This window comes from Zhongshania guokunii (genome assembly GCF_040892635.1).
Taxonomy (GTDB): Bacteria; Pseudomonadota; Gammaproteobacteria; order Pseudomonadales; family Spongiibacteraceae; genus Spongiibacter; species Spongiibacter guokunii.
In genome coordinates this window covers 364,274-376,756 of sequence record NZ_JBFRYA010000001.1, presented here as the reverse complement: position 1 = coordinate 376,756, position 12,483 = coordinate 364,274, and the positions used below count along the sequence as shown (strand labels likewise).

General features: G+C 50.5%; 12 protein-coding genes. 2 read left to right on the top strand and 10 right to left on the bottom strand.

Annotated elements, in window-relative coordinates:
• Position 1 precedes the first annotated feature (1 nt).
• Together AB4876_RS01715 and rpoE are read right to left on the bottom strand one after the other, a co-directional pair.
• Positions 2-580, bottom strand: coding sequence for a sigma-E factor negative regulatory protein (locus AB4876_RS01715; RefSeq protein ID WP_368379924.1), 579 nt, complete (start codon positions 578-580; stop codon positions 2-4).
• Positions 577-1,173 (bottom strand): RNA polymerase sigma factor RpoE, encoded by a 597-nt coding sequence (rpoE, locus tag AB4876_RS01710; RefSeq protein ID WP_368379923.1) that lies wholly within the window; start codon positions 1,171-1,173, stop codon positions 577-579. The genes AB4876_RS01715 and rpoE overlap by 4 nt, the downstream gene beginning before the upstream one ends.
• 216 nt (positions 1,174-1,389) lie before the next feature.
• On the opposite strand from rpoE, the gene nadB reads away from it, so the two are divergent.
• Complete coding sequence (nadB, locus tag AB4876_RS01705; RefSeq protein WP_368379922.1) at positions 1,390-2,982, top strand: L-aspartate oxidase; 1,593 nt, start codon at positions 1,390-1,392, stop codon at positions 2,980-2,982.
• Here nadB and AB4876_RS01700 read toward each other — a convergent pair.
• Positions 2,979-3,416, bottom strand: coding sequence for a protein YgfX (locus AB4876_RS01700; protein WP_368379921.1), 438 nt, complete (start codon positions 3,414-3,416; stop codon positions 2,979-2,981). The genes nadB and AB4876_RS01700 overlap by 4 nt on opposite strands.
• Positions 3,388-3,648, bottom strand: coding sequence for an FAD assembly factor SdhE (locus AB4876_RS01695; protein WP_301026696.1), 261 nt, complete (start codon positions 3,646-3,648; stop codon positions 3,388-3,390). The genes AB4876_RS01700 and AB4876_RS01695 overlap by 29 nt, the downstream gene beginning before the upstream one ends.
• Before the next feature lie 134 nt (positions 3,649-3,782).
• On the opposite strand from AB4876_RS01695, the gene ygfZ reads away from it, so the two are divergent.
• Positions 3,783-4,820: a CAF17-like 4Fe-4S cluster assembly/insertion protein YgfZ gene (ygfZ, locus tag AB4876_RS01690; protein ID WP_368379920.1), complete on the top strand. Its 1,038-nt coding sequence runs from the start codon at positions 3,783-3,785 to the stop codon at positions 4,818-4,820.
• A gap of 3 nt (positions 4,821-4,823) precedes the next feature.
• On the opposite strand, the gene AB4876_RS01685 is transcribed toward ygfZ, so the two are convergent.
• The 6 genes from AB4876_RS01685 to AB4876_RS01660 all read right to left on the bottom strand — a co-directional run bounded on the left by AB4876_RS01685 (position 4,824) and on the right by AB4876_RS01660 (position 12,462).
• Positions 4,824-5,663, bottom strand: a complete 840-nt coding sequence (locus AB4876_RS01685) for an SDR family NAD(P)-dependent oxidoreductase (RefSeq protein ID WP_301026694.1) — start codon at positions 5,661-5,663, stop codon at positions 4,824-4,826.
• A gap of 23 nt (positions 5,664-5,686) precedes the next feature.
• Entirely contained in the window at positions 5,687-7,219 is a 1,533-nt protein-coding gene (locus AB4876_RS01680; protein WP_368379919.1) for a flavin-containing monooxygenase, read from the bottom strand.
• Between the two features lie 14 nt (positions 7,220-7,233).
• Complete coding sequence (locus AB4876_RS01675; protein WP_368379918.1) at positions 7,234-8,223, bottom strand: alpha/beta fold hydrolase; 990 nt, start codon at positions 8,221-8,223, stop codon at positions 7,234-7,236.
• Positions 8,220-9,092 (bottom strand): metal-dependent hydrolase, encoded by an 873-nt coding sequence (locus tag AB4876_RS01670; RefSeq protein ID WP_368379917.1) that lies wholly within the window; start codon positions 9,090-9,092, stop codon positions 8,220-8,222. The genes AB4876_RS01675 and AB4876_RS01670 overlap by 4 nt, the downstream gene beginning before the upstream one ends.
• A gap of 170 nt (positions 9,093-9,262) precedes the next feature.
• Entirely contained in the window at positions 9,263-9,925 is a 663-nt protein-coding gene (locus AB4876_RS01665; RefSeq protein WP_368379916.1) for an START domain-containing protein, read from the bottom strand.
• A 62-nt stretch (positions 9,926-9,987) separates the two neighbouring features.
• On the bottom strand, positions 9,988-12,462 hold the full coding sequence (locus tag AB4876_RS01660; protein ID WP_368379915.1) for a TonB-dependent receptor: 2,475 nt from the start codon (positions 12,460-12,462) through the stop codon (positions 9,988-9,990).
• Positions 12,463-12,483: the final 21 nt, after the last annotated feature.

Below are 12,483 nucleotides of genomic sequence, written 5' to 3'. Positions count from 1 at the left end.
GCTATTTAGACTCCTGAGATACCACGCGGGCATAAGAAACCATGCCCTGACCATTATTAAACGCAGCCCGATCAGTATGCTTGCGCAAATACGCTTCAAAACGCTTGCGCGCCTCGGCATCATCATTAAGCAGCGGACCAGCAGGTGACCCCTGAGCCTGAGCGCTAACTGCCACACCACCAACTGCCGCAGAGGCTGTAGCAGGATAAACTCGGCCGCTCATGCCATTATTATCGGCAAGCTTAGGTGTTGCGCCGCCGAACATATCGCCCCCCATTGAGCCCACAACAACTACCGTGGCGACGCTGGCCGCGACAGCCAAACCAGAAATCACTTGTTTCCAGCTGCCTATACCGCCCTTCGCCGTTTCGTCATCGGCAATCTCAGACATCACCCGCGCTGAAATATCCCAGCCGGCGAAACGCTGATCATCGCCTTTCACTAGCTCTTGGCCACGATGCAGGTCAGCCCATTCGCGACGAACCATATTTTGGTCTGCACTAAGAATACGCCGCAACTCAAGCTCGTTGGTCTCACCATCCATCAGTGCTGACAGTGATTCTCTAACGGTATCGCTCATACTTCCACCTCTTCGCCACTAATCTGGGCCTTAATTCGCACATCCACTGCCTCACGGGCACGAAATATTCGTGACCGAACCGTACCCACCGGGCAGTCCATGACCGATGCAATATCTTCATAACTTAAGCCATCGAACTCACGCAAGCTCAAAGCCGAACGCAAATCCTCGGGTAGTGCCTTAATCGCATCCTGGACCACCTTTCTAAGCTCTTCACCGTATAGATGGTTCTCCGGTGTTTCGATATCTTTGAGGGCGGAGGGGCCATCAAAATACTCCGCATCGGCGGCATCAACATCCACACCCGGCGGACGGCGGTTGCGGGCAACCAGATAGTTTTTAGCCGTGTTAATGGCAATCCGGTATAACCACGTATAAAAAGCACTGTCTCCGCGAAACTTGGGCAGGGCTCGATACGCCTTAACGAAGGCTTCTTGAGCGACGTCCTGAATCTCATCGTTATCTTTCACGTAGCGTGAAATCAAACCAAATATCTTATGCTGGTATTTAAGAACAAGGAGGTCAAAAGCGCGTTTGTCGCCTTTTTGCACTCGCTCAACCAGCTGCTGATCCGTCTGTTTAGGCTGGGCCATATTTGCTCACCGTCAGCCCTTCGGCAGCATCTGTTGAATAGACCGTGATGGTCAAAAGAAGTTCTGTCATCGTATCCCTTTTCGGCAGTTAAACCTTTTTATGCGACCAAACTGCAGGCAAATATTGGTAAGGCGACGGCGTATCAGTATACTTTGCGCCAATTCACATCCCAGCGGCATATTATAGCCGCACTGTGGCAGGAGCAAATACCAGCAATGAACCATTACCACTCCCACGACGTTCTGGTGGTAGGCAGCGGTGCCGCAGGTCTCACTCTGGCGCTCCATCTTGCCGCCAGCGCTCGCATTGCAGTTATCTGCAAGGGCGAACTTAATGCAGGCTCTACCTACTGGGCACAAGGGGGAATTGCCGCCGTTCTTCACGACGGCGACACCGTTGACGCACATGTAAGCGATACCCTCATCGCTGGCGCTCAGCTCTGTCACGAGGACAGCGTGCGCTTTACGGTTAAAAATAGTAGTGACAGTATTAAATGGCTACTGTCCCAAGGCGTTCAATTTAGTCGCTATGAACAACACGGCGACGCCTTCCATCTTACCAGAGAAGGCGGTCACAGCCAGCGTAGAATCATTCACGCCGCAGACGCCACTGGCCGCGCGGTATCAGAAACACTGACGCAGCGCGCCCTAGAAAATCCAAATATAGAAATTTTCACTGGGCATGTCGCCATCGACTTAGTGGTGCGTAACAATCGCTGCCACGGAGCCTACGTGCTCAATAGAGACAGCGGTCACGTCGGATTGTTCCACGCCAAAGTAGTGGTTTTAGCAACTGGCGGCGCTAACAAAGCCTATCTCTATACCAGCAACCCCGACGGCGCCAGCGGCGACGGTATCGCCATGGCATGGCGCGCGGGCTGTCGAATTGCCAATATGGAGTTCAATCAGTTTCACCCAACTTGCCTCTACCACCCCAAGGCAAAATCCTTTTTGATAACCGAAGCCATTCGCGGCGAGGGCGGCAAACTGCTGTCTGCCACGGGTGAACGCTTTATGTTTCGCTACGACGAACGCGGCGAGCTAGCGCCCCGCGACGTAGTGGCACGGGCCATTGACCATGAGATGAAGCGCCTCGGCAGCGACTGCGTCTATTTAGACATTAGCCATAAGTCCTCAGAATTTTTGCTTGAGCACTTCCCTACCATCAAAGCCCGCTGCCTTGAGCTCGGCATTGATATTGGTCGCGAACCAATACCGGTAGTACCGGCAGCCCACTATACCTGCGGCGGTGTAATGGTCGACCAAAACGGCCGCACCGACATCCCTGCGCTATACGCCATTGGCGAAACTTCTTTCACCGGCCTGCACGGCGCCAATCGCCTAGCCAGTAACTCGTTGCTGGAATGTTTTGTTTACGGCACATCGGCGGCCAAGGACATTCAAGCACAGCTCGATAGCCTGCCATTACCCGAAATAGCGCTGCCGTGGGATGAGTCTCAAGTCACTGACTCCGACGAAGACGTAGTCATATCTCACAACTGGGATGAGCTGCGCCGCTTTATGTGGGATTACGTGGGGATTGTGCGCACCAATAAACGCCTGCAGCGCGCCTTAAACCGCGCCGCCCTGCTCCAGCAGGAAATTGACGAGTATTATTCCAATTACAAAGTAAGCAATGATTTGCTTGAACTGCGCAACCTTGCAGTGGTTGCCGAGTTGATTATTCGCTCAGCTATGGAGCGCAAAGAGAGCCGCGGCCTACACTTTACGCTTGACTACCCTGAGACCCTCGACACTCCAGTAGACACCATTCTCACCCCAAAAAATTACAGAAAGGTGCTCAATTAAAGGGGATGAGACAGCCGCGCAAAGCCGGCTACTTGACGCAAGCGACGAAAAACCTCGGGGTCTAACTGATCAGCCAAAATACTGACATTTACACCCCGCCCCGCCAAATCGCGAAAACGCAGCACCACCAAATAGCGCAGAATCGTAGCATCCAACCATTCCACACTTTCAAATTTTTGCGCGCCTGGACATAAAATCTGCCAGCGATTATCTGCAAATTTTAGCAGGGGCACGGCATCTGGAACGGCAAAATCAATATACCGCCGCCAATAGTAACGGGCGCTTAAAACTGCAGCAAGCAAGCCGAGCGCTGCTAGCGCACTTGGCAAAATCACCAGCAAAACCCCGCCCACCAAGCCGTGTACCAGTAATAGATAAGCGGCAAGCCAGCGCGAGGGCTTTAACTCAAGAAGCAGAGGCTTTGGCGTACGCATTGATCATTCGTACAATTTTCACGAGCTCTGGATCCTCAGGCTCAACGCGGCCCAGAAACCAGCTAAACAGCTCTGTGTCTTCACACTCTAGCAGCTTAATAAAGCGCTGCTGATCCTCCTCATCAAGGTCACGAAAGCGCTTTTGGACAAAGGGCTCCATAACCAGATCTAATTCCAGCATGCCACGACGGCAGGCCCAGCAAATTCGCTTGAACTCGTTTTCCGAAACCATTATTTTCCACTACGTCACTGCCCGCTTAAGCTAACTGCGCGCAAAACGCGTATTATAGCGTCAATCTGCGCTCAGCACACAGCAGTGCAACTCAGCCACGCATTTAATCTCGACAGCGATACCATTGAGACACTATGAACACATTTTGGCAGTACCTCAGCACCCAGCACCCAGCCAGCGAAATCCGAGACGGTCGCTATTGGCAAACCGACGTTCAGCCGCAAATAAATCCAGACCTGCTACAACTCAGCCCGCTCAGTCAATATGGCTTTCTCGCCATAGAAGGCCCAGATTGCAGTAAGTTTTTGCAGGGCCAAACCACCTGCGACTGGCGAACAATAAGCACCGAGCAAGCTTCGCTAGGCAGCTACTGCAATATAAAAGGCCGCATGGTCATTAGCTTCACTGCCGGCATGGCCAGCCCAGAAATAGCACTGCTGCGGCTAAGTGCCGACACCGCAGACAGCGGCCGCGACACTCTCGCCAAATACATTGTTTTTTCCAAAGCCAAGATCCGCAATGCCAGCGACGAGCGCGTTGCCATCGGTATTAGCGGTAAATTGGCCCGTCAAAATTTACAGGCTATTTTTGAGCAGCTACCGAAAAAAGCAATGGCACAGGTCAGCAGCGACAAGGGTATTGTTGTGCAGCTAGACGAGGCTGGTGAGCGCTTTGAATACTGGGGGCCCTGCGACCAAGCGACCGATATTTGGCAGCAACTCAGCCCAACTGCTCAAATTTGCAATGCAGACTACTGGGAGTCGCTTAATATCGCAGCAGGTATCGGCGAGGTCTGCGCTAGCAGCCAAGACATGTTTATTCCGCAAATGCTGAACTACCAAGTGATTGGTGGGGTCAGCTTTAGCAAAGGCTGCTATACCGGCCAAGAAGTGGTTGCCCGCATGCAATACCGCGGCAAACTCAAGCGCCGCCTTTATAAAGCAACAGTTCCCGCTAGTGGGCTTAACTACCCAGCGGGAACGGAATTATTTGGTGGCGACGCCGAGCAAAGTATCGGCAATTTAGTGAGCATGGTCGGTGGCGATCAGAGCAGTGCGCTCTTGGCGGTGCTAACTGAAGACGCCGTGGCCGGTAAGCAAATTCATTTTTCCGACAGCTCAACGCTACTCACGGTAACTGAACTACCCTACGCCATCCCCAGTAAAGACTAAGCCTCAAACTCGCTTTAAGGCCATGCGCGTGCCGATATTCATCACCGGCACGAGCAAACGGTCATAGCAAGCGGGAAACAGGCGCTGAATTTTATCTAACAACCACGCATCGCTACCGATCAACACTCGCGCCTTAGACTTCTGCATACCGCGCATGATTTTTTTAGCAGCCTGCTCTGGACTAGTCGCCGCAATGCTGTTAAATAAAGCAGCGGTTTTTTCGCGATCCTCAGCCTTGCCGGTTATCGAGTGCAGATGCCGACCGTTATTGGCGATATTGGTTTGAATCCCACCAGGGTGCACCGTCACCACGCTTACCGAGGTGTTCCGCAAATCTTGCCTTAGTGATTCAGAATAGCCGCGCACCGCAAATTTTGCCGCATTATAAGCAGACTGCGACGGCACCGACATCAAGCCAAACAGCGATGAAATATTGACGATACAGGCCTCTGGGCGACGTAACAGCTCCGGCAAAAAAGCTTCGACGCCGTTTATCACCCCCCAGTAATTAATATTAAACAACCACTCCATTTGCGCCCGAGGTTGATCTGCCGCATGGCAACTTAGCGCCACCCCTGCATTATTAATCACCCCATCGACCGCGCCAAAATGGCCCTTAATTTCTACAACCCACCGCTGCATTGCAGCCTGATCACTGACATCTACCTTGGATAGCAGCAGGTCGGCTGCCACGCCAAATTCTCGCAATCTTTGCAAATTAGCATCATCAACATCAGAAGCTGCAACTCTTGCGCCACCGGCAAGCAAACCTTCAACTAAGGCGCGGCCGATACCCGACGCCGCACCCGTAACCGCGATGACTTTATTCTTAAAATTTTTCACCCGTACCCCCTTGCACTACATCGCTAACCCAGCGCCGCTAGCTCGTCGCCAGATTCTGATTCACAAGCACTCGCGCTGCCTACCTCTATAAATTCGTATTCCACACTCGCAAAATGACGAGTGCGCAAGCGATACTGCCACGAGAAGCTCGGCCACAAAGTGGTGTTTTTACCGTCGGCAGTTAAATACCAACTATTACAGCCAGAGGTCCACGTTGTGCCCTTGAAACGGCGCTGCACATCTTCATTGAAGTTCTTTTGGACCCCAGACTTTACATCCATATATTCATTGGGATTGGCGCGCAAGGCCCGTAAATACTGCAAAATATAATGAATTTGCGACTCGATATAAAAGATAACCGAGGTATTTCCCGGCCCCGTATTCGGGCCCATGATATACAACAAATTTGGATAGCCAGATACGGCCACCCCCTTGTACGCTTGGGAGCCTGTCGCCCAATCATCATTGAGTTCCCGCCCAGCTAAGCCCCGCACTGGCATCGGCGCGCCGGACACTGGCACTTTAAATCCGGTGGCAAGCACAATAGCATCTACCTCTAGACGGTTACCGTCACTACTGTAAATCGCAGATTCATCAAGATGGCTAACCCCTGCACTCAGCAAACTCACATTCTTTTGCGTCAGCGCTGGATAATAATTATCAGACAACAGCACTCGCTTACAGCCCATCGCATAATTCGGCGTAAGCTGTTTTCTAAGCTGAGGATCAGCGACGACCTTCTGCAAATAACGCCGTCCCATTGACTCGCCAAACCGCGTTAGGAAACTGTCCCACATAAACGCCGGCACCACACTTTCGGCCAGTAAATATTGCAGACTTCTAATCACTTTTTGCAGAACTGGCCAACGCCGCAGTCGATCCTGCCGAGCCGCACTCTGAGGACGGTCAAATTTTGGCATAACCCATGGCGGCGTGCGCTGAAACAAAGCAAGTGACGCGACCTCAGGCTGAATCGCCGGCACCACCTGAATAGCGCTAGCACCGGTACCGATCACCGCAACGCGCTTGCCCTCAAGCGCATAATCGGGATCCCACTCAGCGGTGTGCATAATTTTGCCGCCAAACTTTTCAATGCCCTCTATTTCTGGGTATTGAGGTATATTTAGCGCGCCTATCGCCAGCACCACCGCACGCGCCTTGGCGTGTTGGTCATTCGCCAAGGTAATTTTCCACAAGCCAGTGTTTTCACAAAAATCGAGTGCACGCACCGCGGTGCTAAACTTAATATGCTTGCTTAACTGATACTTCTTAGCGCAGTGCTGCAAATAGCGATGTATCTCTTCTTGCGGGCCGTAGCTGCGCCCCCAATCTGGGTTGGGCTCAAAAGAAAAGGAATACAAATGCGATGGCACATCACAAGCGGCACCAGGATAAATATTGTCGCGCCATACGCCGCCAACATCTGCCGCTTGTTCATAAATCACAAAATCTTGAACACCTTGCTGCTGCAAGCGGATCGCTAAACCAATACCGCCGAATCCGGCACCAATGATGGCGACCTCCCGCACAGCGGTGGCATCATTATTATTAGACATAGTCATTCTCGCTTCTAATTAGCGCGCCAAAAATCGTGCAATACTCGGGCGGTAATGCCTGGCACCTCCAACATAGGAAGGTGACCAACTGCAGGTAAAACCATGGCTTTGGCGCCTGTAATCCGTTCGCAAAACACCTCGGCACAGCTCGCATCTAACACTTGATCGGAATCCCCCCACAACACCAAGGTTGGCGCAGAGATCGATGGCAACTGGCGGTAAGTATCCGCAAAAGAGTCGACCAATTTGCAGAACAAAAAATCATTGGGCATTTTGCGTTGACTCATTACCCCGCCCATCAATAATGAAAAAAGCAGACCAAGCAAGCGCCGCTGGGGGTGCAGGACAATCGCAAATAATTGCCACGCGTCTTTAGCGCGGGTCGGCGCCAAATAATTCACCCCGGCGGCAAGCCCACTTTCCAATTGGGTAAGATGTTTGCCAGGGGCGCCCACCGCATTCATTAAACACAACTTCGCGACTAAACTTGGGTGCCGAGCTGCAACTTGCGCAGCGATTGCGCCGCCCATAGAACTACCCACGAAATGTGCACATTCAATACCTAAGCCCTTCAACCATGCGGCCACCCTGTCGGCTTGTGCAGCAAGATGGTAATCGGCACTGGGCACAAAGTCGCTTTGCCCAAAACCAGGAAGATCCGGCACCAACAGGCGGTATTTCTTAGCTAATTTACCAGTAAGAAATGCCCAGTTTTCTTTATTAGAGCCAAAGCCATGCAGTAGCACCACCACCGGACCTGACAAAAGACCACCCACCCAATAATGCAATTGATGACCATCAACCTGACTATATTCCGTTTTAAGCCCTGCCTGCAGTGCAAACAATGGCAGCATACGCTGCCATAAACTGGTCCTAGGACGCCACGCCCGCACCAAAACGGGATCCACTGTGCTTAGCGGGGTTTTGTGAAACTGTTCACTTAGCTCCTTAAACAGCACAAGCGCCGCGTCATTTTCTTCCCTTTGGGCATTAGCACCTGTCATGCTGCCGCACCCGCACCCGCGACTGCGCCATAAGCATCAACTTCCGTGACCAAGGCATCGACACCGGCAAGGAAGTGGGCATTATCGTGATCCCAAGGATGAAAACCTGGTTTAAAGTAGTCGAGCCAATCGGGAATAGTACGACGCAGGACCCCCGGCGAGCCCCATAGAAAATTAATCACACCAAGCCAACCACGTAAATTAAGCGCTTGCCCCTCTTTACGCACGAGACCGATATGAAAAGGAATCACCATCAACCAAAAAATAAATGTTGCCGTTAACAGCGCAGTACAGCGCTGAATGTAGGCCAATAAACCACCACCGGTTACCTGTTGAAACACATCGTAGGCAACGGCTTTGTGCTCGGTTTCTTCCAGCGCATGCCACTTCCACAGCGCGGCAAACCGCGGCTCAGCATTCTTAAGAATACGAGGCTCACTAAGCACCATATTGGCTAGAATCGCAGTTAAATGCTCAAGCGCTATTGTTCCAGCAAGTTGCGATATTTTGGGTGTAAAACGAGTAAAAAAGCCGAGTAGACGCACAACAATTCGGCCGTAGCGATCCGCAGGTAGACCTTTATCAACTAGCGCTTGGTTATACTCTTCATGCTCGCGCCCGTGCATAGCTTCTTGCCCAATAAATCCGCGCACTGATTCTTTTAATTCGGGATCTTGAATACGGCCTCGGTAGTGGCGAACACTGTCGATAAAAAACCGCTCCCCGTCCGGGAAAAAAATAGATAAGGCATTAAAAAAGTGGGTTATATGAGCACCACCAGCGTGCCAATCACCAATACGCTCTTTAGGTAGATTAAATTCTAGATTACGACGCACGGGCTGAACTATTGTTTTGTTGCGACCTTCCATAACACACTCCTTTTTAAAACCATTTTATTATGTAACACTTAATGATGTAACAGTATATGTGACATCATTCAGTGTCAAGCTTTTTGGTTGAATAATGAGCAAGTAATTAGGTGTTGAGCAAATTGCCGCTATAGCGAAATACACCATCACGGGTATTAGAGGCGAGCCATTCAGAAGGGGTTGAAATTAGCGTATTTTGGCCGTGCTACTTGTGTGCGCAGCGCCTTGAGCGTTTCGTAAGGGTTGTCGACAATTTGACTATTCACCAAGCCCGACGGCAAGCCACCACCCGGATCTAAATGCAGCTGAAATACCACCTTGGTCTGAATAGCGTCTAGGGGAGTCAACTCGAAAAAACCATTAACCTCACCCATACGCACAACACCGTCAACGCTTGGTAGCGATTGCTGAGCCGCCGCCGGCAATTTATCAGCGACGACCGAACTTAACTTTACAGTTGTAACACGACTCTGCGGGTCTTGACTGATTTCATTGCGCAAAATCATCTCTCGATCTTTGGCAGGCCACGGAAAGTCATTTTGCAGGTACTGGTAGCGATCCAATAGACTTGCTTTATAAAGCAGTTTCGGCGCTTTACAGTTATACATCCACTGCACAAAATTGGCGGTATCATCCAATACTGCCATCAGCTGATTAAGCTCCGCATTAATAATAGTTTCACCGCGAAAAGCCTTGTAGTCCGAACCCGCGATCACCGCAGTAAAGACCTTTATATTATCCGCGTCCTTGGCAAGTTCCCATTCAGCAGCATGAGCAACACCCGTGGAAAAAATCAAACCGAGACATAATAAAATATTTTTTAGATTTAACATTAATTCAGCACCAAGCAATTAAATTCGAGAGCAACAGCGCTGACTAGCAGCACTGCCCCAACTTACATACGATAGGTAAACTGCATAGCTATTGAGCGAGGCGGCTCTAAGAAGCCCGTGTGACTAGTAGCGCCGAAAATAGTCTTAGACAAAGGCGTATCGGCGGCATAAACAATAATCACTTCGTCAGTGAGGTTTTTACCAACCAGCGCCAACTCCCAGTGTTTGTCGATCGCACCAATACCCAAGCGGCCATTTACTTTAATAAAACCATTTTGTTCAACCCTCGGATCTAGGTTTGAAGATGGGTTGTACTTATCCGTAAATACAAAATCCAAACCCATACCAATCCCCAAGGTTTGGCTAATTGGTCTTACATAGCCCACCAAAAAAGTACCCGACCAATCTGCAACATACTGATTACTCATACCTGTGTAATCACAATTCACGCCATTAGCAGACGTCGGCGCTTGATCTTGCTGACACTGACCATTTTCAAAATCGGTAAATTCAAACTCCATAACCGCGAGCGCTCCACCAAGGCTCAAGTAATCCGTTAACTGCCAGCGACCATCCATTTCAATACCCATGGTAACCGCCTCTTTGGCGTTACCTACGTTGAAACCAAGGGTGCCATCGAAGATACTGATCTGAAGATTCTCGTACTGGGTATAAAACGCGGCAAGGTTTATCTCCGCTGCGCCATCCAGCAAGCCCGTTTTCAGACCCAGCTCGAGACTGCTCGCCTCCTCCTCTTCGTATTCAAACGTGCCTACCAAAACCCGCTGGTTCGTAATTAGCGCATTAGGATTCGCAGGCGTCGGCTCATCGCTTGGCGACATATTAGAGCGCGCATCAAAGCCCCCCGCCTTAACACCCTTGGTAGCAGTAAAGTAGGCCATGCCGTCTGGCGAATAATCCCACTGAAAATTCAACAGTGGCGAGAACGAGTTTTCGGTACGGCTCCCGCGAAGATCGTGACGCTCAGCAGAAAATGAGATAGCAGAGACCGTATCGACCTCGCCAATCGGCAGTGAATTACCATCCAAATCAGCCAAATCAAGCTTGCGCCGACCGGTTTTTTTCTCGAATGTTTCGCGCCCACCCAAGGTCATCCGCCAATCGTCACCGAAGTGAAAGGTGGCTTGCAAAAAAGCAGAAAAGATATTTGATGTACTTAAAAACTGCCGCGGAGCAGTTATATTTTCAACTGCATTGCCGGCGTCGCCAACACCTGCAATCTCCTCTAGCGAACCGCCTAGTGGATTAGGGTCGATATCACCGCGCGCACCGGCTTCGGTGTAATCAGCGGCATTAAGCAGCTGCACCACCACATCGGAGTCTTGAATTAATTTATCGCGAAAATCGAGTTCATTACGCTGCAAGTAGATGCCACCAATGTATTCAATATCCTCTCCAGCAGGGGAAACCCAGCGCAGCTCTTGGCTGAACTGAGAGTAATCTTCAGCCAACTCTAGCTTAAATAATTTAGCGGGGGTCGCATCACAATCGCAGAGATCATTGTATTCATAATGCAGATAGCCTGTGATGGCAGTAAACTCATGGCCATCTTCAGTAATATTGGTCAGGTTTAATGTTAAATTAGTGGTGTCGTTATTACTGTAGTTACCATTAGTGGCCGATTTATAATCTTGATAATTATTGCGAACTGACTCATCGGTATCCACATTTACAACCCCAGGGAACTGGGTATCATCGAGAATTTCTGATTCGGTACGGCCGGTAAACAAAAATACATCAGAGGTCGAGGGCTCATCATTAATAATCTCCCCCTGACGACCTAGCGAGTCGAAACTACCAAGCTCCACTTTCAAAGCAACCTTGGTCGCGTCAGTTGCCTGCCAGTTCATTTTTAACCGATAGGTTTGCTGATCGTATTGAGGGCCATCTATATTTTGGAACAAGTCCTCCATAAAACCGCCGTACTCACGCAAGCGAGCAGAGAAACGCACACCAACCGTGTCCGTCAAAGGGCCAGACAACATCAAGTCATAGACTTTTTCGTCAAAATTTGGCTCGAACAGCGTCGAAAGCAAACCTTCAAAGTACTCGGTAGCATCAGCCGTAATTAGGTTCACAGCACCGGCTATACTATTTTTACCATGCAAGATGTTTTGCGGGCCGCGCAACACCTCTACCCTTGCCAAGTCGAGAAATGGCGCGCGAGCTAGCTGCGCTCGGCCGTAATAAATACCATCAACATACATACCTACCGATTGCTCAAAGCCCTGATTCATGCCGGTGCCAATACCCCGGATATAAATATCGGTGCTAATACCACTCTCGGTAACGGTTAAATTGGGAACATATGCCTGCAAATCCTCCATGCGATTAATGCCAGCTTCCATCATTTTGTCGCCGCCAATTGCGCTCACCGACACTGGAACATCTTGCAAACTTTGGGTGCGGTGCTGGGCGGTGACCACGACCTCCTCGAGCATCGCCGCATCGACCGCCGATGGCAAAGCACAAACAATAAACGGCCAGCACAGAGCTGAAATGGAGCGATTACTCATAAGAAACCTCTAATCGATTAT

Coding starts and splice junctions, on each gene's coding strand:
- AB4876_RS01715 (WP_368379924.1), bottom strand. CDS start 580: ATGAGCGATACCGTTAGAGAATCACTGTCAGCACTGATGGATGGTGAG.
- rpoE (WP_368379923.1), bottom strand. CDS start 1,173: ATGGCCCAGCCTAAACAGACGGATCAGCAGCTGGTTGAGCGAGTGCAA.
- nadB (WP_368379922.1), top strand. CDS start 1,390: ATGAACCATTACCACTCCCACGACGTTCTGGTGGTAGGCAGCGGTGCC.
- AB4876_RS01700 (WP_368379921.1), bottom strand. CDS start 3,416: ATGCGTACGCCAAAGCCTCTGCTTCTTGAGTTAAAGCCCTCGCGCTGG.
- AB4876_RS01695 (WP_301026696.1), bottom strand. CDS start 3,648: ATGGTTTCGGAAAACGAGTTCAAGCGAATTTGCTGGGCCTGCCGTCGT.
- ygfZ (WP_368379920.1), top strand. CDS start 3,783: ATGAACACATTTTGGCAGTACCTCAGCACCCAGCACCCAGCCAGCGAA.
- AB4876_RS01680 (WP_368379919.1), bottom strand. CDS start 7,219: ATGTCTAATAATAATGATGCCACCGCTGTGCGGGAGGTCGCCATCATT.
- AB4876_RS01675 (WP_368379918.1), bottom strand. CDS start 8,223: ATGACAGGTGCTAATGCCCAAAGGGAAGAAAATGACGCGGCGCTTGTG.
- AB4876_RS01670 (WP_368379917.1), bottom strand. CDS start 9,092: ATGGAAGGTCGCAACAAAACAATAGTTCAGCCCGTGCGTCGTAATCTA.
- AB4876_RS01665 (WP_368379916.1), bottom strand. CDS start 9,925: ATGTTAAATCTAAAAAATATTTTATTATGTCTCGGTTTGATTTTTTCC.
- AB4876_RS01660 (WP_368379915.1), bottom strand. CDS start 12,462: ATGAGTAATCGCTCCATTTCAGCTCTGTGCTGGCCGTTTATTGTTTGT.